Source organism: Microcoleus sp. D2_18a_B4 (genome assembly GCF_036702475.1).
Lineage (GTDB): Bacteria > Cyanobacteriota > Cyanobacteriia > Cyanobacteriales > Microcoleaceae > Microcoleus.
In genome coordinates this window covers 1-22647 of record NZ_JAUBTL010000026.1, presented here as the reverse complement: position 1 = coordinate 22647, position 22647 = coordinate 1, and the positions used below count along the sequence as shown (strand labels likewise).

22 protein-coding genes are annotated in these 22647 nt (G+C 47.4%); 11 read left to right on the top strand and 11 right to left on the bottom strand.

Going from position 1 to position 22647, the window contains the following annotated elements; translation table 11 throughout:
- Window positions 1-5: 5 nt before the first annotated feature.
- The 3 genes from QUB04_RS16470 to QUB04_RS16460 all read right to left on the bottom strand — a co-directional run bounded on the left by QUB04_RS16470 (window position 6) and on the right by QUB04_RS16460 (window position 4660).
- Window positions 6-1289, bottom strand: a complete 1284-nt coding sequence (locus QUB04_RS16470) for a serine protease (RefSeq protein WP_333285889.1) — start codon at window positions 1287-1289, stop codon at window positions 6-8.
- A 216-nt stretch (window positions 1290-1505) separates the two neighbouring features.
- On the bottom strand, window positions 1506-2252 hold the full coding sequence (locus QUB04_RS16465) for a hypothetical protein (protein ID WP_333285887.1): 747 nt from the start codon (window positions 2250-2252) through the stop codon (window positions 1506-1508).
- A gap of 47 nt (window positions 2253-2299) precedes the next feature.
- Entirely contained in the window at window positions 2300-4660 is a 2361-nt protein-coding gene (locus tag QUB04_RS16460; protein ID WP_333285885.1) for an iron uptake porin, read from the bottom strand.
- A 188-nt stretch (window positions 4661-4848) separates the two neighbouring features.
- Between QUB04_RS16460 and QUB04_RS16455 the strand changes: the two genes are divergently transcribed.
- Together QUB04_RS16455 and QUB04_RS16450 are read left to right on the top strand one after the other, a co-directional pair.
- A complete protein-coding gene (locus tag QUB04_RS16455; RefSeq protein WP_333285883.1) occupies window positions 4849-7545 on the top strand; it encodes an FHA domain-containing protein in 2697 nt (898 codons plus the stop codon).
- A 314-nt stretch (window positions 7546-7859) separates the two neighbouring features.
- Complete coding sequence (locus QUB04_RS16450) at window positions 7860-8381, top strand: hypothetical protein (RefSeq protein WP_333285881.1); 522 nt, start codon at window positions 7860-7862, stop codon at window positions 8379-8381.
- 122 nt (window positions 8382-8503) lie between these two features.
- Here the strand turns inward: QUB04_RS16450 and QUB04_RS16445 are convergent, their stop codons facing one another.
- Window positions 8504-8830 carry a hypothetical protein gene (locus QUB04_RS16445; RefSeq protein WP_333285879.1) on the bottom strand — a complete coding sequence of 109 codons (327 nt, stop codon included), beginning with the start codon at window positions 8828-8830 and terminating at the stop codon, window positions 8504-8506.
- 523 nt (window positions 8831-9353) lie between these two features.
- Here QUB04_RS16445 and QUB04_RS16440 point away from each other — a divergent pair.
- The 3 genes from QUB04_RS16440 (at window position 9354) to QUB04_RS16430 (ending at window position 10791) form a co-directional block, all read left to right on the top strand.
- A complete protein-coding gene (locus tag QUB04_RS16440) occupies window positions 9354-9662 on the top strand; it encodes a hypothetical protein (RefSeq protein WP_333285877.1) in 309 nt (102 codons plus the stop codon).
- Window positions 9663-9749: 87 nt separating this feature from the next.
- Complete coding sequence (locus tag QUB04_RS16435) at window positions 9750-10430, top strand: DUF433 domain-containing protein (RefSeq protein WP_333285875.1); 681 nt, start codon at window positions 9750-9752, stop codon at window positions 10428-10430.
- Window positions 10414-10791 carry a type II toxin-antitoxin system PemK/MazF family toxin gene (locus QUB04_RS16430; RefSeq protein WP_333214479.1) on the top strand — a complete coding sequence of 126 codons (378 nt, stop codon included), beginning with the start codon at window positions 10414-10416 and terminating at the stop codon, window positions 10789-10791. The genes QUB04_RS16435 and QUB04_RS16430 overlap by 17 nt, the downstream gene beginning before the upstream one ends.
- Window positions 10792-11005: 214 nt before the next feature.
- Here the strand turns inward: QUB04_RS16430 and QUB04_RS16425 are convergent, their stop codons facing one another.
- The 4 genes from QUB04_RS16425 to uvrB are packed head-to-tail and all read right to left on the bottom strand — an operon-like array spanning window position 11006 to window position 13944.
- Window positions 11006-11266, bottom strand: coding sequence for a DUF4926 domain-containing protein (locus QUB04_RS16425; protein ID WP_333285872.1), 261 nt, complete (start codon window positions 11264-11266; stop codon window positions 11006-11008).
- A 56-nt stretch (window positions 11267-11322) separates the two neighbouring features.
- On the bottom strand, window positions 11323-11685 hold the full coding sequence (locus tag QUB04_RS16420) for a DUF5615 family PIN-like protein (protein ID WP_333141537.1): 363 nt from the start codon (window positions 11683-11685) through the stop codon (window positions 11323-11325).
- Window positions 11682-11915 carry a DUF433 domain-containing protein gene (locus QUB04_RS16415; protein WP_424405108.1) on the bottom strand — a complete coding sequence of 78 codons (234 nt, stop codon included), beginning with the start codon at window positions 11913-11915 and terminating at the stop codon, window positions 11682-11684. Before QUB04_RS16415 ends, QUB04_RS16420 begins: the two co-directional genes overlap by 4 nt.
- A gap of 16 nt (window positions 11916-11931) precedes the next feature.
- A complete protein-coding gene (gene uvrB, locus QUB04_RS16410; protein WP_333285869.1) occupies window positions 11932-13944 on the bottom strand; it encodes an excinuclease ABC subunit UvrB in 2013 nt (670 codons plus the stop codon).
- Between the two features lie 180 nt (window positions 13945-14124).
- Here uvrB and QUB04_RS16405 point away from each other — a divergent pair, with 180 nt between their 5' ends.
- Window positions 14125-14601, top strand: coding sequence for a hypothetical protein (locus tag QUB04_RS16405; protein ID WP_333285868.1), 477 nt, complete (start codon window positions 14125-14127; stop codon window positions 14599-14601).
- 352 nt (window positions 14602-14953) lie between these two features.
- Here the strand turns inward: QUB04_RS16405 and urtA are convergent, their stop codons facing one another.
- From urtA to QUB04_RS16390, 3 genes are all read right to left on the bottom strand, one after another.
- Window positions 14954-17878: an urea ABC transporter substrate-binding protein gene (urtA, locus tag QUB04_RS16400; RefSeq protein WP_333285866.1), complete on the bottom strand. Its 2925-nt coding sequence runs from the start codon at window positions 17876-17878 to the stop codon at window positions 14954-14956.
- Window positions 17879-18033: 155 nt separating this feature from the next.
- The gene (locus tag QUB04_RS16395) at window positions 18034-19299 is read right to left on the bottom strand and encodes a transposase (RefSeq protein ID WP_333285864.1); all 1266 of its coding nucleotides are present in this window, start codon (window positions 19297-19299) and stop codon (window positions 18034-18036) included.
- Between the two features lie 245 nt (window positions 19300-19544).
- Entirely contained in the window at window positions 19545-19733 is a 189-nt protein-coding gene (locus QUB04_RS16390) for a hypothetical protein (protein WP_333285862.1), read from the bottom strand.
- A 208-nt stretch (window positions 19734-19941) separates the two neighbouring features.
- On the opposite strand from QUB04_RS16390, the gene QUB04_RS16385 reads away from it, so the two are divergent.
- The 5 genes from QUB04_RS16385 to QUB04_RS16365 form a co-directional block, all read left to right on the top strand.
- Window positions 19942-20148: a hypothetical protein gene (locus QUB04_RS16385; protein WP_333285860.1), complete on the top strand. Its 207-nt coding sequence runs from the start codon at window positions 19942-19944 to the stop codon at window positions 20146-20148.
- 381 nt (window positions 20149-20529) lie between these two features.
- Window positions 20530-20712: a CsbD family protein gene (locus QUB04_RS16380; protein ID WP_333285858.1), complete on the top strand. Its 183-nt coding sequence runs from the start codon at window positions 20530-20532 to the stop codon at window positions 20710-20712.
- Window positions 20713-20789: 77 nt separating this feature from the next.
- Window positions 20790-21233, top strand: a complete 444-nt coding sequence (locus QUB04_RS16375; RefSeq protein WP_333141525.1) for a hypothetical protein — start codon at window positions 20790-20792, stop codon at window positions 21231-21233.
- Window positions 21234-21349: 116 nt separating this feature from the next.
- Window positions 21350-21862: a hypothetical protein gene (locus QUB04_RS16370; protein WP_242723034.1), complete on the top strand. Its 513-nt coding sequence runs from the start codon at window positions 21350-21352 to the stop codon at window positions 21860-21862.
- 176 nt (window positions 21863-22038) lie between these two features.
- Window positions 22039-22647 (top strand): transposase (locus QUB04_RS16365; protein ID WP_333285856.1); only part of this gene is annotated, 609 nt, incomplete at its 3' end.

Below are 22647 nucleotides of genomic sequence, written 5' to 3'. Positions count from 1 at the left end.
CTCCCTTACGGGCAAGGTTCTCCTAGCAAAATAGTGCCGCACCCGCCGGAGGGGTCATCTCTCACCCGGCTACCCAGTCCAGAAAAGGAGGAATATTCCTTGTAAATGTCGGGGATGACATCGCTGGGATCGTCAAATGCGCCTGAAGTGCGATCGGCGGCAATGTCAAACTCGAGGCGGCCGCTGCTGCCAAAAGGGACTTGAACGGATTGACCAGCCAACCCTCTATTAATCAACTCAGCAGTAGGCATCTGCAAGTTGAAGGGTAAACGCAGTCTGCTCTGCTGTGTCAAGTCGATCGCCTGATTGACTTGCTGCGAACCGCTAAACCTCTGCCTCAAGCTGTTGGCGTCAGGCATCTGTCCGGGCGCATCCGGGCGCTCCCTCGATTCCAGGAAGCTGTTAGCGCTGCCCTCGCTGCCACAGGATTGCTTGTTGCTGCTGCCCAGGCCGTGATTGCCGACAAGACGGCCGTCTTTGTCAAAAACAGGCCCGCCACTCATTCCAGCGCGAGTGCAGTCAGTGTAAAAGATGCTGTAGCCTTGGTTGCTGGCATCAGGCGAGAGTTTCGCCCCCACAGAACCCCATGCTAAACGCCTCTGCCTGCGGGAAACCGGGCGGACGCTTTGACCAGCTTGAGCTTGCTCGAGTTCGGGATCTGGCCAGCCGGAAATGTAAACCCGATCGCCTATTTTGACTGTCCTGGCATCTCCTAGAGAAGCAACGGCGTAGTCTTTGGGGCTGGTAAAACTGATGATGGCTAAGTCGATGCCTTTGACGTTATCTTGGCCCTCATTGCGATCTACGGTTTCTGTACCGGGGAGGAAGCGATCGCGACAGCCGAATCGGATCAGCGCTCGCGCCTCGGCGATGCCTCTAAGCGGGCAACCCCGGCCGTCATTGACACCTTCGATTTTGTGAACTTCCCCATCCCAAGTGCGGATGCCGTAGAAGGGAGTTCCACCAGAGTTTTGCCAGAACTCTGGATTATCTAAGTACCTCTGCAAGAAGTTGTGAGCGACTGTTAAAACGTAATATTTATTGCCTTCACGAGCTACTATTGCCCCTGAACCTGGGTTCCAGACTTGTCTATTTTCTAACGGGTTATTGCGGTTCTCCTCCAAGTCCCGGCGCAACTCCGGGGTGAGTCCGGGCGCGATCAGTACCGTTGTCTGTCGGGCGATGGAATTGATTTCCTGTGGGGAGAGTTCCGCCACAGCAGGCATTGCTTGCAATCCTATGACGAGGCCAGCCAAAAGTTGTCCCAGCATCAGTTTGATCGACAACATATTCACATTTCCTCATTAAGTTAGCTAATTTAAAACTTACGCAACTGGCATATAAAGCAGGGTGCGTCAGAACCATCCATCCTCGATAGTCGTTGTATAACTTCGTCTGACGCACCCTACAAACTACCAACTAAATGTTTTTTAGATGACGAGCAGGGAATCATGCCCATGCTACTACTGCAAAGGCATTTTCCCTTCTCTATTTTCTCGATCCGCTTAGCGGTCAATTGGGCGACCGATTGACAGGTTAGCAGGGCCCCTTGCCGTATTTCTATCGCCTGAATTTCGACTCGCTGGCACTTGGATAAAAATCGCTTGCGACGGGTTATTCGGATCGACTAACTGCACCGTTGCGCTGACAAAACCATTATTTTCGTTACCGCTGGCGCTGTATTCCCGAACGCCGATGACAGGACTTGGTATGCCATTGATAAATATCGTACCATTTACGTTCAAAGTTCCTCTTTGGGGACCAGAACCAGAAATGACATTAGAAAATTGCAGGTTAGTGCCGTCAGTGCTGATAAAAGATCCGTTCAAGAAAGCAGGATTATTTATCGGGTCGCTAGTTGTCCGGCGATTATCATTAATACCCACTGTGAGGGTGCCATTAATGCCTGTCGTGAAAACTCCCGACAGAGGCTCCAGAGTAATCGAAGACTTTTGCACGGCATCGCCAGAAAAGGAATTGTCTACCCCATCCAAGGCAGAGTTCAGGAAGTCCCCAAACCCAAACCTCGGTCTCCTCTCTTCTTCAAAAAATGCTGGCTTCGGCCGAGGGCGAGATGCAGCAGGTTTAGTTTGGGTTGCTTGTGAAATTAAAAAGCTGGGTGGCTTTGGCGGTGCAGTTTCGACCGCATTTGCTGGTGCTACCCAACTTAAACTGAGGAAGCTAAAAGCAGCAGGCAACACCCAGAGGCGGCCACCAGCTAAAATGCGCGTAATTTTTTGTTGAGTTGCCATTAAATTTTCCTCTTTTGCGAGTTAGCAGCTAACTACTACAGTAACAGTTAGAATCTGAAAGTCGTGCGGATTGTGCCGATATAGATCGTGTTGTTGCTGGCAAAATTGCCAGGGTTTGTCACTAAGAAGAAACCGGGCGTGACCGAAACAGAATCACTGAGGTTGAAGCGGTAGAAAGCTTCAACGTGCAGTGAAAAATCTTTGCCTCCCGGCAACCCAGTGGATACGGAAAAATCCTCGTACTGCACCAAACTGGGCGGCTGGCCGACTACGATCCCCAGCAAGTCTCCCTGCTGAACCAGGTCAGGAAATCCTAAAGCAACGGCAAAGGTCGTGCTGGCAGCGGCCGATTCAGTTTTGGAGGCATAGGCGCCCATAACACCGCCCCAAGTGGCGAAGGTGAAGCGAGGGGTAACGCGCCATTGAAAACTGCCGCCGACAGCGCCGATATTTGAGCGCTGGTTGATGAATCCAGAAGCGTCAGCCGCGCCGCTTCCTGTAAAGGTTCCCAAGCGGCCGTTGGGGGATGAACCGTAGATGGCGGTCAAACCAGTTTGAGCGCTATTGCCTAACAGGAATAAAAATTGCGCTCCGGCCACCCAGTTGTCTTTGCCAAATACCGTTCCCTGGCTGGGACTGCTACCATTTCTCGCGCCGTAAGCTAACTGCAAGCGGAAGCGCCGTCCGATCAGCCAGTCCATCCCTACGCCTGTATCTAAGTCGCCGATTTTTAAGATAGGGTTGGCTTCTCCGAAGCGGGAAATGGCTCCTCGGCCGCTGTCATAGAAGGGCGAGTTGGCGGTGAGGACGCTGCTGAGGTTAAAACCTGCGGGGCGGAGGGTGAGAACAATGCGATCGTTCAAGACTGGAAAGCGGTACTCTACCATTGAGAGCTGGATTTGGTTGGCGGTATCTGACTGAAAGGATAGCAGGGAAGTAAAGGTGTTGAGGGCGCTAGGTTCGGCAAAGCCTCGGCCTCGGAAATTCCCTGATTGCAGTTCGATTCGCAGCCTGTCTTTTCCTGTAAAGGTAGTGACAGTTTGCAGCCGCACCAAGTTTGTGAAGGCGAGGTTGGATTTGCCTTCGCCCGGAGGGTTCCCACCCCACGCTTGAGACAGCCCGAAGATCGCTTCTCCGCCAAAAATTGTCGTGGTGCGGGTAAAACGATTTGCTTCTAATTCTGTAGTCCGCGCTTCTAGCAAGTCAACTCGGCCGCGCAGGGTTGCTAGTTCCGTTGCAAATTCTTCTTGCAGCCGTTGGACGATGCTTAAGTCTTCTTTGGTGAGGTAATCGGCACTCTTGGCTCCAATTTGGGTTCTAATTTGGTCTAAGCAAGCATTCAAGCCAGCAGCAAATTCGTAGCGAGTTAGTGCTCGATTGCCTCGGAAAGTACCGTCGGGGTAGCCCGCAATGCAGCCGTAACGCTCAACCAGCGATTGCAGGGCGCCAAAAGCCCAGTCTGTTGGCTTTACGTCTGAGAGTTGGGAAACAGATGTTACTTGCCTCATTAAGTTGGAGGCTGAATTGTTTTCTGTTTCTTGAACTACCTCATTGACCGGTCTCGGGGTGCCGATCGGGGCATCATTTAAGGATTGAGCAATGGCTGTTGCTGCTGCACTTGTTTGAAATTTTGGTTGTTGATTTTTCCGGGAGTCCGAAGGTTTTGCTGCGATCGTATTGGATGAATTGTTTTGTATTGTTGGAGACAATTGTGATTGGTTATTGCCCGTAATAGCGATCGTATTGGATGAAGTGTTTGGTATTGTTGGAGACAATTGTAATTGGTTATTGTCGGTAACAGCAATTTTAGGCTCTGATATTACTGATTCTATGTCTGGATTTCTCTCGGTAGTTTCTAAAGCCCGATCCGCTTGGTTATTAACCGTAACAGGGGGCGTATTGGATGAAGTGTTTGGTATTGTTGGAGACAATTGTAATTGGTCATTGCCAGTAACAGCGACTTTAGGCTCCAATATTAATGATTCTAGGGCTGGCTCGATCTCGTCGGTTGGTTCTAAAGCCCGATCTGCTGGCGCTCCCGCCCGGTTGCTATTCCCTCCTGCTTCAAGGATTTGCGGTGACTCGACAGGGCGATCGTCGCTGCCGATATGTTCTCCGCTCATCAGGTTTGCCGATCTCGCCTCGGCGACACCGCGATCGGCAAATTTAGATTTAGAGGGACTGCTCGATTTTTGCTTGCTGACGAACCGATCGCCCCTAAGCGGTTCTAAACTGCTTGGAGCAGCGCCCGCAAGCAGCTCTTGGCTTGCAGCCAGAAGCTGTGGCGCTGCTTCGGCGTTGCCTTGCGACTTTACCGAAGGTAGATCCTCAGAAGTTTCGGCAATTGCCGCAGGCGATGCCAACAGGATTCCCCAGATGCTGTACAGTAATAAATATTTTGCTTTCATGCTCGCTCCTCACACTCACAAGTTATAGCTACCATAGCTAAGCTGTATGTTACATTTTTTACCACTTTTTAGATTAAAAATATTAATTTTTCTTAAACAGCGCCGGATAGTTAAGAAGAGAAACATCTTTGACAAAAGTCAGTGGCAGTGTGAGATAAAAGATATAAGATTAATGGAAATAGCTCTCTATGCTTGTATCGCCAGCAATTTTTAAAATTCAGAAGGGTAGCGAGCCTGTATGGGAATACTCAGTTAATACTGAAGTCGTAACTATCGGGCGTGCTACCAACAGCGATTTAGTCCTTAATGACCCCCTGGTGTCACGCCAACACGCTCAAATCAGTAGAAAAGGCGATCGCTATCAAATTACAGACCTCGGCAGCACTGACGGCACTCGCGTCAACAACATCCTGCTCCAACCGAACATTCCTCACTTCCTAGCAAACGGCGACACCATCAGCATTGGCAATAGCGAATTGCGCTTGCTCGTTCAGGCAAACGCTCCAGAACCCACAGCTGTAGCAGTTCAAAAACCTTTAGATGAACAGGTCACAGTTGCCGCCAAACACCTGCTTGGCAATGAAACAGTCTTCGTCAGCCAGATCGATATGCGCGGCCGCGATCGCCTGACAATAGGGCGGGATTCGCAAAACGACACGGCGATAGGACACCCATCCGTTTCTCGTTTCCACGCTCGCTTGCAACGGCAAAGCGGCTCGGTCATCATCAAAGATTTGAACTCGACGAACGGCACCTATGTCAACGGCCGAGCCGTTAAAGAAGAAAGGGTACTGAAAGTCAATGACAGCATCCGCATCGGCCCGTGCCGTTTTGTCTTCAATTTCGATGAAACTTTCGCCACCTATAACGAAGAAGGCAACCTGCGGCTTGATGCTGTCCACCTGACTAAAGTTGTGGGGAAAGGCACGAAACTGCTGAATGATATTTCCTTGAGCATTAAGGCGCGGGAATTTGTGGTGATAGCCGGCGTCAGCGGCGGTGGCAAGTCCACCCTCCTCGATGCCCTCAACGGCTTCCGGCCCGCTACCAGCGGCTCCGTCCTTGTCAACGGGGTTGACCTGTACAAGAACTTCAACGCCTACCGCAACGAACTCGGCTACGTTCCCCAGAAAGACATCATCCACCTGGAATTGACAGTTGAGCAAGCCCTCGACTACGCCGCCCAACTGCGGATGCCTGCGGACACCCGGCCGGCGGAACGGAAGCAGCGCGTCAAAGAAGTGTTGGAAGATTTGGGGCTGACTCATCGCAAAGACGTGCAAGTCAAGGCCCTCAGCGGAGGTCAGCTCAAGCGAGTATCGATCGGCGTGGAACTGCTCACCAAACCCAGCTTGTTCTTCCTCGATGAAGCCACCTCTGGACTAGACCCCGGCACTGAGTTCGAAATCATGCAGCTCTTGCGACAACTGGCAGACCAAGGCCGCACCGTCTTGCTGATCACCCACGCCACCGAAAATGTCACCCTCTGCGACTTGGTAATCTTCATGGCAGCAGGTGGCAGAGTAGCTTACTGCGGTCCACCACAAGACGCCACTACCTACTTTGGCGTGCAGAAATTCAATGAAATTTACCGAAAAGTAGAGCGGGAAGAGTCACCGGACTACTGGCAACAGCGCTACCTGCAGTCTTCCCATTATCAAAAATATGTAGTAGAGCGGCAGCTATCGCGACCACCAGCAGTCGCTGGCGAATTGCACCCCCCCCCTGCTAAACAACCGTTAGCTCATCGAGCTAAGCGGGTTTCGGCGATCAGAGAGTTTGCCATTTTGTCCCAAAGAAATTTAGCAATATTAATACAGGACAAAGCCGGTTTATTTTTAATGCTGGCCGTTGCTCCTACTCTAGGGCTGCTAGATTTTGTTACTTGGAAGCGCGACTTATTTAGCCTCGAAACAGGAGATGCAGGTCAGGCAATTACTATGCTCTTTGTCACAGCTCTCATTGCTGTGATGGTAGGCAGCCTCGCCACCATGCGGGAAATTGTCAAAGAAAACGACATCTACCGCCGGGAACGGATGATCGGGCTGCAAATCATCCCTTACATTTTGTCGAAAGTTTGGGTAGGCATTCTCTTGGCTTTGTATCAAGCTGCTGTCTTTTTGCTGTTTAAAAACTTGGCGATCGACTTGCCAGGGGGGACGGAAGCGTTAACAGGGATGTACGTCACCCTATTCCTCGCCTCGATCGCAGGCATGATGATGGGCCTATTTGTATCAGCTCTTTCACCGAACCAAAATATCGCACCGCTGCTGACTATCATCTTTCTCGTCCCGCAAATTACCTTTGGTGGCGGGATGCTATCCATCGACGCTCTTGGGGCTCCTGGCCGCCTCGTCAACCAAATCACCATTACCAAATGGTCTTTTGAGTCGCTGTTGACCCAGAGTAATCTGGGGAGTAACATTGTTGACGATCCATGCTGGCAGTTAAGCAAGGACGATCGCAATAAATTGTCGCAAACTGAAAAGAAAAACCGCTGCGAGTGTCTGGGAGAAAAACTATTCAAGACTTGCGAGTTTCCCGGAATCAAGGGTAAATATGATCCTGTAATTGACCAAACGGAACCCGCGAAGCCACAAGATCCTGGGAAAGCGCCGGACAATCCCGCTGAGTTCGGTACTTATCAGGAAAAAGTTGATAGCTACAAAGCGGAGATTGACTCTTGGCAAACAGACTACAGCGAGTGGAAAGGGAAATACGAGGGAACGATTAAAGGCGGAGAAGCTCTCTTAGAGAACTTTTATAATAAATACGGCTCAATGTTCAAGGTTAACGTTAGGCAGTATTGGGCTATCCTTTGCTTGCAAAATTTGGCTTTGTTGGGTCTCACTTTAGTGGTTCAGAAGCGTAAGGATATCGTCTAATTCTGTGTAGTTAATTATCCCCTTTATGAAGGAGGCGGTTAAAACCGCTTTTATACAAACAAATTCCTAGCAGAGGGGACTAAGAAATCGGAAAAGTGTTTCACCCGGATTTGTTATTAGTAGGTTGGGTTGAGGTAACGAAACCCAACTTAATTGATTTTCATCGTGCTATAGGTAGAGTTTACCCTCCCGCTCTAAGGATAACTCAAAATGTCACTGGCGCTTTTATCCAAAGGAATTTTGAGGGAACTCTCAATAGTGGTTATCTATAGCTGATGGTGTCAGTCTGCGGCAATTAAATAGGAGTAGCAGCGATGAATAGCAGTCCAAAATTTAATTTTAAATTAGCCGAGCGTTTCTTAGAATACGCAGAGCCTCCTGAAGATCCATTGGGAGAGCTTTCTCATTTTGAAATGGGATGGCGACGTTTCTGCTTTGAATGCGACCATAAAGTTTTAATAGAAATAGGTGAGGAGAAAATAGAGGTATTTTTAGATTTAGATATTTCCATGATGATAGAGGATAACTTTCCACAGGAAATTGCTAAGCTATCGCAAGGTCAAAAAATATCAATAGATTTTCCTGAGAGTTGGTTCATGATTAGGTTGCTTCCCAGGGACGATCGCATTAGCTGTACTTTGAGAAAGTTTGGAACTTCCTGCTGGGAAAAGCATTTTGAGTTCGATCGCACTCACGTATTAGATGTGCTCAGAGGTTTTCTTCAGGAAGTGATGCAGCTAGCTGTAGATAAAGGTTACATCACGCTGTTCGAGAAGGAGGAATTTATTCGTCCGGCTTTTGCTAGCACTACCGATGCTGTGGTATTAGGCAAGTAGTTGGTTTGGGTGGTGTTTTGGGCGATCGACCTTTTTGTTGTCAATGAATATTTTAACCTTGTTTAAAATCTAATCCCAGCGCTGGGATTAGGCGATCGACCTTTTTGTTGTCAATGAATTTTTCAACCGCAGATGATGTACGGGCGAGACGCCCGTACCGCAGATGATGTACGGGCGAGACGCCCGTACCACAAATCATGTACGGGCGAGACGCCCGTACCACAATGAAAGAGGATGTTTTGGGCGATCGCCAAAATCTTGCTAGCAAGAAGATTGCGAATCAGGTGGACAGCATGGAAAGTCAGAGGGGTTGAGGAATCGCTCCCAGCGCTGGGAATTACAAATCTATAAAATTGGCGGGCGTTGTGGAAATTTTTGAAGTGAAGAGGATGGAAAGTCAGAGGGGTTGAGGCGCGATCGTACATAAGACTAACCTTACTATAGTTCATATTCCGTCATCTCAATGTGAGGTAATGCCTCACCAGTTAGTTTCAATCCCTATTAGGGATTAATAAAAGTTGGGGGAGCGTAAGTATATTTGGACAATTTAAAGAAAATCTAATGGTGTTTCAATCCCTAACAGGGATTTATATAATTTGTAACGAGGTTAAGCATCTTCAAACTTGTTACGTTACGTCATGTTTCAATCCCTGATAGCGTTTGAGGTTTATCTACTGTCCATAAGGCAGCCAAAATATCGGCAAATAACCACCCTAAAATTTTACCATTATTGTGGAAAACTTCTTATTACACAAGAATTTTATCTCAAATCATTAATAGGCGCTATTGTTGACAAAAAAAATTATACAAAGCATTGACAAATCTCTGGGAAATGTGCTTATAATAAAGAACGTCCCTAACACCTGCAAGTAATAGGGACGCTCTGTTGTAATTCTGAATCTTGAAGCGGCTGCACTGACATGTATCAAACCGTTCTCAGGATTCTGGATGTTATTTAATTTATGCAAAACAATGATACCACACAATCACGCCCGATCGCTACTCGAAAAGCTGCTCGATCATCCTCATGGTTGGGAGATAGCCCGTATGGTTTATGGGTCATACCCTAGTCAAGAGCTTATACTCTCGGACATTCAGCGCGGTATGCAAAAACTCAAAGACAGAGTGACTACCTTAGAACGCTTACACTCTGAGGATGAGGATCGGAAAGATAAAAATCTTGGATGGGAGTACGAGTCAGATTCCTGGGATAACAATGGTTCATCAAAAGCAGACTCCTTGGAACGGGAAGATTCATCCCAAGAACTAGGAAGCTGGTAAAAAGTACGATCGCCCTTTCTATTCATAAAATAGGATAATGGAAAAAGGCGATCGCACTTCACCCTAAAATCTTTCTCAACTAAACCCATGAGTAGAATTCGCTTACAACTAGCCGAATACTTGAAATGTCGAGGTTTCACCCCCGAAAACTTAGTCGAAGCTGTGGGCGAAACACTCAATCCTGAAACCGTATACCAACTGATCGAAAAAGCAGAAAACCTCAGCCATCTAGACTTATCCGTCTTAGCCGCCATTATAGATGGCTTGAGCAAACTCAATGGTTTTCCAGTCGGCATCGGAGAAGTGCTAATATTTTTTCCTGACATTTCCGAGGAAGCATTGGCAAAATCGCCTTGGCGTCAACTTTACCTCGTCGATAATGAAATTCCCCCCTATGATTGGGGAGATGTAGACCCCCTCGAAGGCACAAAGCCTGTGCGTTTTATTCCGGGAGTTGGAATAGTAATTCTGGACAATGAAAGTGCAACGAATAGTAAAGAAAATATCCAGCATTTTACTAGAATTACCTCCGATTCAGAATTCATGGCGGGAAAACCTTGCATTCGCAACTTACCCATAACTGTTGAAACTATCATCTCAATGATGGCGTCTCACTATTCGACAGCAGAAATACGCCAAACTTATCCAGAACTTGAAGAAGCAGACTTTAAAGAAGTTATCGCCTATGCTAAATGGCGGATTCAAGAAACAAATCCGATCGACATTGGCAATAAAAAGGTAGAGAAAATTTGTGAGTCAGCTACCTAATTTTTTGCAGGTGAGGGCTGTAGTGCTAGTTAACTTCCCGGCTCAAATTCCGCCCGGCCGCGAACAGGAAAACACTCGACCTGCCGTAATTGTAGCTTTGCCAAATGTCACAGGGATAACGCGGTTTTCGTTGGTAATAGTCGTTCCCTTGACGACACAACAAGGAGATTGGGCGACACGAAACTCAACGCTATATCCGCAGCTTCAGGCTGGAATGGGAAACATACGCTATGACTCTACAGTGTTGCTGGATCAAATACGTGCTGTGGACATAAAGCGTGTTTTGGGCTACCGAGGAGACTTAACCGCAGAAGAGTATCAGCCGATCGCAAATGGACTAAAAGCGATGTTTGGCTTTTGAATTATCCCTTCATTACCTAACCGTTTATCGCGCAGATGCTTAATACGATTCCCTACGGGATAGCTTCGCACGCGCGTACTTTTTGCTGTTTTTCCTCTAAAAACTCGGCAAAGTCGCAGACTTCAGCCCAAAGAAACCGGGTTTTTAGCGAATCTTCGCACCGCAACGAAGTATTTTCGTAAAAAACCCGGTTTCTGAACCTCATGCGTAAGTCTTATAATTGCAACTGATGCGGATCAACTGTTTCAACACCAATCGTTTCCATAAATGCGCCCGGTTCATCCTGAGTTGCAGGCACAAAATCCCCGCCAACTTCCGCTTTAACCCATCCGCCAAATAATTCTACTAAATAAGCTTCACCATTCTTGAAAACCTCAACAATTGCCCCGGCTGTTTCTGGGGGTGCAATCTCGCCATCAGCGAGGGCGACTGCTTTGGTTAAATTAACTGGGTCGAATAATTGAAACTTGCTCATTGCTGTCTCCCAACCGTTTATTGCACAAATGCTGAATACGATCGCACTTTCCTACTCTAAATAGGAAGTCGCCGTACTCGATAACGATTATCTTCCACTGTCACAATCGCACCTGTTTCCAAATCTTCACCGCACTCTGACAAAACAGCCAGCAATCTAGCACTAACAAACACTGGAATAGTGGTTTGCAGTCTAAAAATAATCACACTTGGAAGAGATTGAGAACTGATAGCCAAAAGCTCACCAAAATCCAGGTCAAAAGTTAAAACAATTCGTTGCTCTTGGCGTGCTTTTTCCAGGATCTCAGAATCGGGCAAACGCTCCAATCCTTGCTCATTTAAGTGTACAGCATTATATCCCTGCTGGCGCAGTGCAAGCACCGTTACAGGAGACACACCCATGTCTGCCAAAAATTTCATGCTGGAGTCCCGCTAAATGGACGAATTTGCTCGTTCGTCAAAAATGCCGCATACTGGAGACTAGCTTTAATATCCTCAGCTTCCAAATAAGGATAAGCTGCCAAAATTTCCTCTACACTCATCCCATTTGCTACTAAACTCACTACCAAAGAAACAGTAATTCGCATTCCTCGAATGCAAGCTCTTCCTCCCATAATTTTTGGATCGAAGGTAATGCGATCGAACATCATATCCTCCCACTCTTCCTTAATGTCCCAATAGCTTATCCCGCAAATGCTTAATCCGATCGCGCAATTTACCCGCCTCCTCAAACTCCAACTTCTTAGCCGCCGCCTTCATCTGCGCTTCCAACCGCCCGATTAACTGAGGAATCTCATCCAAAGATAACTCGTTTACCTGTTCGTAAACCTCCTCCAACTGCTGAGAATTCAGCTTGCGCGACACATCCAAAAATGCCAAAATCGCATTACTCGATCGCTTTTTCGCGATCGGCTGCGGCGTAATCCCGTGCATCTTATTGTACGCTAGCTGAATCCCCCGGCGTCGATCCGTTTCGTCGATCGCCTTAACCATACTATCCGTCAAATTATCCGCGTACAGAATAGCCTGTCCCTGAACGTGCCGCGCCGCCCTTCCGATGGTTTGAATCAACGAACGTCCCGATCGCAAAAACCCCTCTTTATCCGCATCCAAAATTACCACCAGCGAAACTTCCGGCAAATCCAAACCTTCCCGCAGCAAGTTAACGCCAATCAATACATCAAACTTACCATCCTGCAAATCTTGGATAATTTCGATGCGTTGAATCGACTGGATTTCCGAGTGCAAATACCGCACTCTAATTCCCCTTTCCTGCAAATATTCAGTTAAATCTTCCGCCATCCGCTTGGTTAAAGTCGTCACCAAAACTCGCTCGTCCCGAGTTACTCTCTCCTTAATTTCCCCCAACAAATCATCAATTTGTCCTTCCGTCGGGCGCACGAAAATTGTCGGATCTATTACTCCGGTAGGGCGAATTACTTGCTCTGCAACTCTGCCTTCAGATATCTCCATTTCCCAATCCCCAGGCGTAGCAGAAACAAAGATGCACTGATTCTCTTTAGCCCAGAATTCCTCTGCTTTTAAAGGGCGGTTATCTGCAGCGCTGGGCAAGCGAAAACCGTGTTCAATCAATACTTTTTTGCGCGCTTGGTCGCCGTTGTACATTCCCCGAATTTGCGGCACCGTGACGTGAGATTCATCTATTACCAACATCCAATCTTTCGGGAAATAATCAATCAAACATTCCGGCGGTTCCCCGGCATTTCTCCCTGCTAAATGCCGCGAATAATTCTCGACTCCGTTGCAGTAACCTACCTCGCGCAGCATTTCCAAATCGTAGCGCGTGCGCTGTTCCAACCGCTGAGCTTCTAATAGTTTACCCTCTTTTTCAAATTCTGCCAGTCGGTCTTCTAATTCGAGTTCTATTCCTTGGCAAGCAGCCTCTAATTTATCTTCTGCCGTGACAAAGTGGCGCGCTGGATAGATATTTAAAGCCGTTGAACTTTGCAGGATTTTACCTGTTACCGGGTCAACGTAGCGAATGGCATCGATTTCGTCGCCGAAGAATTCAACGCGAATAATTCTATCTTCGTAAGCGGGGCCGATTTCCAAAACATCGCCTTTGACGCGAAATTTGCCTCTGCCTAAATCTATATCGTTGCGGCTGTATTGGACGTTGACTAAATCTCGCAAAACTTGCCGCTGGTTGACTTCCATTCCTACTCGCAAAGGAATAGCAGCTTTCAGGTATTCTGCAGGCATTCCCAAACCGTAGATGCAGCTAATTGAAGCAACTACAATTACGTCGCGGCGTTCAAAGAGCGATCGCGTGGCGGAGTGCCGCAGCATATCTATCTCGTCGTTAATTGCTGCCGTTTTCTCAATGAAAGTATCGGTTACGGCGATGTATGCTTCAGGTTGGTAGTAGTCGTAATAACTGACAAAGTATTCGACTGCATTGTTCGGGAAAAAATTTCGCAGTTCGTTGCACAGTTGAGCTGCCAGGGTTTTGTTGTGTGCTAGAACTAAGGTGGGTCTGCCGATTTTTTCAATCACCGAGGCAATGGAGAAGGTTTTGCCCGTACCTGTGGCACCGAGTAAGGTTTGAAATCGATCCCCAGCTTCGATGCCTTTGACGAGTTGGGCGATCGCTAGCGGTTGGTCGCCTGTGGGCTGGAAGGGCGCTTGCAATTGAAAAGATGCTGCCGCAGTTACCATAGGAAAATGTAGCTATTACCCATAAATCTTAACAAAAATGCAGAGATTCTGCAATTTCGTTAAAAAAATAGTTAGACTTTGTAATATTATTTTAATCATCGGCCCAAATAGAAAGCAGAAAGCCCACAAAAGCAGTTGTCCGAACCCAGCAATCAACAGCAGTAAGCGAGGAAAATAATTATGAGTCTCACCCCCAAAAATAAAGGCAATGCGATCGCCCGCCGCGGCAAAGGCAGTTCCAAAAGCCAACCGACAGAACCCACGGATACCAAAGCAACAGGAATTCAACTTTATCGGCCGCAACTCATGCATGACAACCGCCCCGTCGGCCCAGACGATTTTACCATCAGCGAGACCGTCTCGATGTCGGGGAATCGCCCGATCGGCATTAGCACCCTGCACCTCAGCGAAACCTACGGCATTGTAGGCAATCGCCCAGTCGAATCCAGCGACTTTGAAGTGGTTGCTACACTCGGCAATCGCCCGATCGGCTCCAGCGCCATGCAAGTCAGTGAAATGTTCAGTATGTCCGGTGCTCGCCCTATTGCCATCAGCACTCTTCACATTGATGAAGTTTACTCCACAATGGGAGGAAACCGCCCCATTGCCTCAAACGAAATTGACGATAGCTCAACATTAATGGGCTTCTTAGATTAAGTAGTCAGTTGTTAGTTGTTAGTTGACCGTTGTCAGTTGACCGTTGTCAGTTGACCGTTGACTGTTGTTATTTCTTATTTGTTACCTGCTACTAATAAGCAATAACCATAGCACTTCTGGGTTTAATGAGGTACGTCTGGTAATTGGTAATTAAGAGGGATGTATAGCGGTTTTCTCTTCAAGTGAAATGCTAATCTGTAGGGTGCGTCGCCCTCAGATGAGAAATGAAACTTGCCGATTTTTCCGGGCGACGCACCTTACCCTTATCAATAGCGGATCTAACAATTTGTGGCGTCCAGAACTGTAATAATTACAGTCAACAGTCAACAGTCAACAGCCAACAGTCAACTAACTACTTCCCCAGACTCTGATATTTACTCAATAAAGCAGCAAAGCGTTTGTAATCCACAGGCTTCCTCAAATACTCCGCCGCTCCCAATTCCAAACCCTGATTTTTGTCGTCCAAAAAAGTTATCATAATTACCGGAATATCAACCAAATCCGGATCGGCTTTCAATGCCGACAGCACCGCCCAGCCGTCCATACTTGGCATCATCACGTCCAGAATAATCGCGTCGGGCAGCAACTCCTTAGCCAACAGAAGCCCCCCTTGACCGCTAGCCGACGATCGCACCCGAAATCCCTGTTTCGACAAGCAGCGAGTCATCAAATCCCGCGCGTCTGGATCGTCGTCAATCACCAGCACAGTAGCAGCATCTGGCAGATCCAGCGGTTGCGATCGCACTGCTTTTTGCTTCGCCTCAGTCGCCGCTACACTCGTTTCTAAGTCCTCGGAATACTCTGCCTGCATTTCTGCGATTTCTCGATCTTCCTGCGCTTCTTTCGGGCTTGCAACCACAACCGGCAACCGGATCGTAAAACTAGAACCGCAATCAAACTCGCTCTCAACCGTAATGTCCCCACCCATCATCTGGCAAAATTTCCGGCTAATTGTCAGCCCTAAACCGGTGCCGCCGTATTTGCGGGTAGTAGAATCGTCCGCTTGAGCGAAAGCTCCGAACAGCCTCGACACCTGATCCTCAGTCATGCCGATGCCGGTATCGGTTACTTGAAACACGATCGAAGGCTGTTGACACCGAGAAGGATCTGCCGAGAGTTCTTCGGAATTGCCGATCGGCAAAACCTCCCCTTCTTCCTTCCAAACATTAATGGTAATTTTGCCTCCATCGGTAAACTTAGCAGCATTGCTCACCAAATTCAACAGCGCTTGCCGCAGCTTCGACGAATCGGAGTAGATCGTGCCAATATTGCGATCGCAATTGACGATCAAAGTATTGCCATTTTTCCCTAGCGTCGGTTGAACAATAGTGACAACCTGCTCGATCAAATCCAACACCTCAAAAGTCTCCAAGAAAAGAGTCATCTTTCCTGCTTCAATTTTAGAAATATCTAGGATGTCACTAATAATGTTGAGCAACTGCTTGCCTGCCATATTAATGCTTGCCAAATCCATCACAAACTCTTCTTCGCCGAGTTCCAGAGCCTCTTCTTGCAGCAGCTCGCTGTAGCCGATAATCGCATTTAAGGGCGTCCGCAACTCGTGAGTCATATTTGCCAAAAAAGTGCTTTTCGCCCGGTTGGCAGCTTCGGCAGCATTCTTAGCGACTTCCAATTCCCCCGATCGTTCTTCTAGCTGCCGCTGTCGCACCTCCAAACCCTTGAGCAAACTGCTAATTTGCTGAGCCATTGTATTGAGAGTAGAAGATAGCACCCCGATCGCGTCATTAGAAACCACAGGCGATCGAGCCGTCAAATCACCGCTTGCCATCTGTTCGGCAGTTTCCCGCAGCAAGCCGAGATTCCGAATAATTGCCGACACCGACACAAAAGCCACTATCCCCGCGATCAAACTCAAAACCAAAGCTGCCAGCAGCCAGTGCTGAGTGCGGCTCGCCACAAAGAGAGTTTGCTGCACCAGCACCGCCATTGCGGCCTCAGAAACCGCCGCCGGATCTGAGGCCGCCTCTATTGTCAGCAAATAGTTCTGCATCTCCACAGAACCCATCCACCCGACTCCCACCGCCATCCAAGTTATCAGTACCAAGATGACAAACAGCCCGCTCAAAGAAGCCCGAGTTCCCAAAGAAATCTGCCTCGGAGCAAATGCCGCCGCCCAAGGATAGGCTTTGAGAAAAGGATCTGGCGCAACCGGTGCGCCGGAATTCCAAATCTCCTCAATTTGACCGTCCAACCTCACCTTACCAATCCGCACTGTTTTCCAGGTATGCTGCGTTTGGGCATCTATTTTTACCTTGCCCGAAGGCGCTGCAAACTCAATATTTTTAGCAGCCGCCCTGACTTTAACCACATTTGTCGAACCCGCTTTTTCTACTGCTTGCTTCCACAGGTAAACGCCCAAATAAGCAGCTTCGATCGGGTCATCCGTGACTCGATTTTCCCCGTATCGGGCTTTATAAGCCTTAACAAATTTACGATTTTCCGGTGTATCCACCGTTTGAAAATAGTTCCAAACCACCAAATGTCCGGCAATATTGGACGGCCCGATCGCCCGCACTTCCTCTTCTGCTACGCTGACCGACATCACCGGCAAATCATCGGGTTTCAAGCCAACTTCCCGCAACTTTTGGAAAAAAGCCACATTGCTATCGCCGTTGAGAGTGTTGAGAATAGCATCGGGTTTCACTGCTAAGATATGTGCGATCGCCTCGCCCACTTCCCTCGAACCCAGCGGCAGATAAACTTCCCCCGCCAACTCTCCCCCCAGTGCCGCCAGTTGAGCTTTCACAATCCGATTTGCCGTGCGGGGAAAGATATAATCCGAACCCAACAGGAAAATTTTCCGCTTCCCCTGTGCCAGCAAGTAATTCACCCCAGGCACAATCTGTTGGTTCGGGGCAGCACCAGTGTAGAAAATATTCGGACACTGTTCTAGCCCTTCATACTGCACCGGATAGAACAGCAACCCGCTGCCGTGCTCGAAAGCCGGCTGTACAGCTTTGCGGCTCGCCGAAGTCCAACAGCCAAATACCACCGCCACCTGCGCTTCTAGGAGCAATTGCTTAGCTTTTTGAGCAAAAGTCTGCAAATCGCTGCCTCCATCTTCTATAACCGCTTCCAAGGGGCGTCCGAGCACCCCTCCCGCCGCATTAATTTCCTCAACAGCCAACAGCGTCGCATCTTTAACTGAAATTTCGCTGATGGACATCGTGCCCGTCAGCGAATGCAACACGCCTATTTTGATCGGCTCACGAGTCGGGCCGGCTGCTTCGAGGGGGTTACTGCTCCTTGCTCCCATAGGGTTTTAGATAATTTTTACTAATAAGAGAAATTTTAGTTCGATCCTGCTGGAAGTTAGCCTTGAGGCTAACTCTTGTTTAGCAGATTATTTAAGCCGATCGCCACCAAACTTGGGAATTGCTGCACCCTGTTGATTTTAACCGTCAAACTGCTCTACATCTGACTTAAGTCTGCAGTGACAACTCCTACACCAACACAAGCTGTCACCATTGGTGTAGGCATCTGGGTGACTCCTGCTATTGCATAGGACATTAACTGAGCTTTAAGAACGGGTTGCCCCACCGATCTATTTTTGATATTAACTGCGGCATTATGGTCACGGTCTAGACTGCACCCACAGTGAGGACAGTCATGCCAACGAATATGCAGCTTTTTTGGTACTTTCTCGCCGCAATTAGAACAATCTTGTGAAGTATTATGGGCACTTACTGGGACAACCAACAAACCCGCGTTTTCGGCTTTGTTTGTCAGTATCGACAGAAAACTTGACCACCCAGCGTCCAACACAGATTTAGCCAACCTTGTACGAGCTAGACCTTTGATGTTTAAATCCTCGTGTGCGATTACGTCATATTTTGACAGCAGCCAATTAGCTGTCTTGAAGTGGAAATCTTTTCTTTTATCTGCCACCTTCTTGTGTTGTCTGCCCAGTTGCTTAATAGCTTTAAGCCTGCTATTGCTCCCCTTTTTGCGACGTGACACTCGCTTTTGAATAGTTCGCAAGCATTTTTGTTCTTTACGGTAATATTGGGGCGGGGCGACTGTTTCGCCTTCAGATGTTGTCAAAAACTCCTTCAATCCCACGTCAATACCTGTTATCGAGCGAGGATTAAAGTCTGGCTTTATCTCTGGAACTGTCTTGTCTTCTAGGGAGAGCGTAAGGTAATAACCATCAGCTTTGTTGGTGACAGATGCGGTTTTGATTTTGAACCCGTCAGGGATAGGACGGTGCAAGACAACTTTAACTTTCCCAAACATCGGCAAGTTAATCAAGTTGCCATGCAAGCATCCCTCTTTCATTTGCGGATAAGTAAAGGTGCGATAGCGACTGCGAGCTTTGAATCGAGGTTTACCGCTGCGTTTTCCGCTGCTATCACCTTTTAGGAAACGGTCAAATGTTGTCTTAACTCGCTTAACTACATCCTGAAGGACTTGCGAATATATTTCGCTATACCAAGGATGTGTTTTCTTGAGTTGAGGTAACGTTTTCTTTTGCGAGCAATAATCGGGATTGTCTCGCAGTTCAGGTAGGTAACAGACGAGATGGCAGGCGTTAACAGGAGAGCGATTTTGTTCGTACCAATTAAATCTATCAGCCAACAGGTAATTGTATTGGGCAGACAGCATGGATAGCCATCTGTCTAGCTCAATGACTTGCTGTTTTGTTGGACGTAGTTTGTACTGGTAAGCCGTTCTCATTAATTGGCAAATATTGGATCGCAGTCGGTACGCATCAATTAGTGTTACTGTACCAGAATGCGTTATTTACTGTCAAGTACAAAGGAGAAAATAGACCCATTAAATAAAGAGTTTGTTTGTCTCGTCATCCACCCGCCCACCGCTCAAAACATAGTTTTGAATTGGTTGACGGTGGAATCCACAGCGAAACGCGACTTTCATCCCACACTAATCGAAGCGACAAGCGTGTGGGGATTCCCGTCTGGCTAGCTAAATTGCCTCCCATTTCTCTCTTCATCTTTTACCGATGTCCAAAGAGCCTCATCCAGCAACATTCGACACTTAATGCGATCGCGCCACAGCAAAATTCTCCCCCTCCCCCGCTCTCCCCCGCCCTCCCCTCTCCCCAACTCATTCACGGGATAGCCTTGCGAGTCATCAAGAATTTCACGCACTCACGCACTTTTCCCCTTCCTATATCTTTCTTCCGGCAGATGGAAGTCTCCCTAATTTCTCTTAACTTTAAAACTAAAAACTCTTCCCCAGCCCCTATCTATCTTCAGGGAGAGGGAAGGCTTCGTCATTGGCGTTATTATAAATATAAGGTTAACTTGTAACTAGCCTGGTTAAAAAGAAATTTTGCAAACAATAGGGTCAAGACAAATGAATATTGAAGAAAAGGCGACCCACACTGGCAGCGAAAATCAAGTAACGCTACCAAAATCAAAGGAAGCATTGCTCGGCGAGGAAACAGAAAAAGCCCTCGGTCAGCAAAAACAAGAAAATGCTCAAACTATGCGCGCTGTCGAACAGTTGAAAGAAGAACTTCAGCACAAAATAGATGAAGAATGTCATCACAAGGTAAATTAAAACTAATAGGTTTTTTTTCGGGTGTGGGTAAGATGCGGTCTTGCCCACACCCGCCTTTTTAAGGCAGTATTAAATAAAAATTTAAAATTATAAATTCTTTTGGGTTTAAAAAAATAGTCGGGGACGCACGGGCGACCCTCCAGCAGTTTTTTTTGACAAAAATACTTGATTGCAGCCTGCAGAAACGGTAAAAAAAGCCGGTAAGTAAGTATAAAAGTGGCAGTCAGTCTAAAATTGAAAAATTATTTTTCCATCTTCCATGTTCCCTCTTCATTTTTTCTTCATTCTTTCTTCCTAGAGGTAGAGTGCAACGCAGCTCCTAGTTACCTATGATGAGTTTATAAAGTAAAAAATGTCTGAGATACAGATAGGGAGAAACCCATGAGCACTGAAGATAGAGCAAAGGCAACTGGCAACAACATCGCAGGCAAAGCTCAAGAAGTCCTAGGCAATGTTACTGGCGACCCGAAGGATAAAGCAGAAGGCAAAGCCAAGCAGGCAAAAGCTGAAGCTGGTCACGCCATCGAAGATGTAAAAGATGAGCTCAAAAAGAAACTAGACTAAGCCTAATACTAATTGAGAGGGTCGAGCAACCTGACCCTTTCAATTATGCCAAATGTTTTCTGAACGGAGGAAAAAAGGTGAGTTTATTACAGCAGAGTCGCAAAATAATTGCGGGCGTACTTTTGGTATTAATGCTGGCAGTTACTACTGCCTGCGCGCCCAGCGTTTCAGCCCAAAAACCGACTGATGTACCTGTAGCAATTGGTGGCAGTCAGGGTTATTACGCGCAGCTAGAACGGGGCAATACCGCCGCAGGTCAAGATTTTGGTCAATGGGTAACAAAGACGGCTCAGGGCTTGGTTCAGGATGCTTACGTGCGCGACAATAACAAATTGGGAGTTGTAATTACCCCGCAAGTCCGCCCGACAGAAGTGAAAGATTTGGCGAAATCTTTAGCACAAGGTTTTCACCGCAATTTCCCAAATCAGGATGTAAGTGTTTTGGTTTACGCTCCTGACAAAAAGTTGATTTTGACTGCTAAGTACGACCAGCAATCAAATCAGATTGAATACAAGTCTTGACCGAGTTAGCAAGCTTAAATGATAGCCGCGTGGCGGTTTAATATTCCGCAGTTTTTTGAAGGCGAAACAATCTCAATTTAAGACTGAAATGTTGTGTAGATTGGAAGAGAGTTACCATGAGTAGCAGCGATAATTACAAGCGTCAAATCATGAACGATTTAGCCCAGGGCGATCGAGAAATGATGCCGGAGACAACGGGTGAAGATTACGAAAACTTTGACGATTTTGCTCAGAGAACTTCGCCGGCTCAGCGCAAACAATTATTCGGGCGTTCCCTGAATCACGACTCGCTCCCGCCGGCTCAGTTGGAACCAGAATTGCAAAAGGCGATCGCCCAAATTAAGCCAAATGAACGCGACGATGTAGCCCGCGAATTCTTCAAGCATTTGGGCAAGAGAGGATTGGACGATCGCCAATTGGAAAAGCAGCTAGGACTTTCTACCCACCACGCCAGCCGCATGAATGCTGACGATGTTACCAAGTTGGCCTCGTTCACCTATCACAATCACCCGGATATTTTCCAAGAAGTGCTGGCCGAACAGCCTAGTTTGATGAAGTTTTTGGGAAATCCAGTTGTTGCTGGTATTTTGGGAATAGTTGCGGCTAAATGGCTCAACAACCGCAAATAATCTTGGATTCAGACAAGCTTAAAAGCGGATAATACGTGCAGCAAATAAAAGGACGATCGCCTGGGCGATCGTCCTTTTATATTTTATCGAAAAATTGGGTTGAAAACCCCGTCCTTGTAGGACGGCTTTATATTTACCAGAGACACATTCACCACTAAATGTGTTAAAATACTGGAATGCTAACCTTGAATTACCGCTATCGAATCTATCCAAACATCGCTCAAGAACAGTCGCTTTTTGAGTGGATGGACATTTGTCGCGTCGCCTATAACTACGGGCTGCGAGAAATCAAGGATTGGTGCAATAGTCGGAAATGCCTGGTTGACAGATGCTCTATAAGCCATGAGTACATCATAGCTGCGAATGCTCCTTTCCCCAGCGAAGTAAAACAACTTAACGCGCTGCCTGGCGCTAAAAAGGTATTTCCCCGTTTGAGCGAAGTACCAAGTCAAGTGTTACAACAGGCACTAAAACAATTGCACAGAGCCCTCGATGGGTTTCAAAAAGTTGGGCATGGGTTCCCTCGATTCAAGAAGTTTGGGCAATTTAAGTCTTTGTTGTTTCCCCAGTTCAAGGATAATCCTGTGACTGGAGCACATATTGCCTTACCAAAATTGGGGTTAATTCCAATTAAACTGCATCGCCCAATCCCACAGGGGTTTGTAGTAAAGCAAGTCCGAATAATCAACAAAGCAGATATTTGGTACACCTCCATCAATATTCAATGTGATGTTAGCGTTCCCAATCCAATGCCACATGGTCATCCCATTGGGGTAGATGTGGGA

Bases quoted from the DNA above. Each gene is read 5' to 3' on its own strand.
- QUB04_RS16380 (WP_333285858.1), top strand. From the start codon at position 20,530: ATGAGCACTGAAGATAGAGCAAAGGCAACTGGCAACAACATCGCAGGC.
- QUB04_RS16470 (WP_333285889.1), bottom strand. From the start codon at position 1,289: ATGTTGTCGATCAAACTGATGCTGGGACAACTTTTGGCTGGCCTCGTC.
- QUB04_RS16450 (WP_333285881.1), top strand. From the start codon at position 7,860: ATGAATAGCAGTCCAAAATTTAATTTTAAATTAGCCGAGCGTTTCTTA.
- QUB04_RS16435 (WP_333285875.1), top strand. From the start codon at position 9,750: ATGAGTAGAATTCGCTTACAACTAGCCGAATACTTGAAATGTCGAGGT.
- QUB04_RS16385 (WP_333285860.1), top strand. From the start codon at position 19,942: ATGAATATTGAAGAAAAGGCGACCCACACTGGCAGCGAAAATCAAGTA.
- QUB04_RS16405 (WP_333285868.1), top strand. From the start codon at position 14,125: ATGAGTCTCACCCCCAAAAATAAAGGCAATGCGATCGCCCGCCGCGGC.
- uvrB (WP_333285869.1), bottom strand. From the start codon at position 13,944: ATGGTAACTGCGGCAGCATCTTTTCAATTGCAAGCGCCCTTCCAGCCC.
- QUB04_RS16415 (WP_424405108.1), bottom strand. From the start codon at position 11,915: ATGATGTTCGATCGCATTACCTTCGATCCAAAAATTATGGGAGGAAGA.
- QUB04_RS16370 (WP_242723034.1), top strand. From the start codon at position 21,350: ATGAGTAGCAGCGATAATTACAAGCGTCAAATCATGAACGATTTAGCC.
- QUB04_RS16425 (WP_333285872.1), bottom strand. From the start codon at position 11,266: ATGAGCAAGTTTCAATTATTCGACCCAGTTAATTTAACCAAAGCAGTC.
- QUB04_RS16455 (WP_333285883.1), top strand. From the start codon at position 4,849: ATGCTTGTATCGCCAGCAATTTTTAAAATTCAGAAGGGTAGCGAGCCT.
- QUB04_RS16465 (WP_333285887.1), bottom strand. From the start codon at position 2,252: ATGGCAACTCAACAAAAAATTACGCGCATTTTAGCTGGTGGCCGCCTC.
- QUB04_RS16440 (WP_333285877.1), top strand. From the start codon at position 9,354: ATGATACCACACAATCACGCCCGATCGCTACTCGAAAAGCTGCTCGAT.
- QUB04_RS16395 (WP_333285864.1), bottom strand. From the start codon at position 19,299: ATGAGAACGGCTTACCAGTACAAACTACGTCCAACAAAACAGCAAGTC.
- QUB04_RS16420 (WP_333141537.1), bottom strand. From the start codon at position 11,685: ATGAAATTTTTGGCAGACATGGGTGTGTCTCCTGTAACGGTGCTTGCA.
- QUB04_RS16445 (WP_333285879.1), bottom strand. From the start codon at position 8,830: ATGAACTATAGTAAGGTTAGTCTTATGTACGATCGCGCCTCAACCCCT.
- QUB04_RS16460 (WP_333285885.1), bottom strand. From the start codon at position 4,660: ATGAAAGCAAAATATTTATTACTGTACAGCATCTGGGGAATCCTGTTG.
- urtA (WP_333285866.1), bottom strand. From the start codon at position 17,878: ATGGGAGCAAGGAGCAGTAACCCCCTCGAAGCAGCCGGCCCGACTCGT.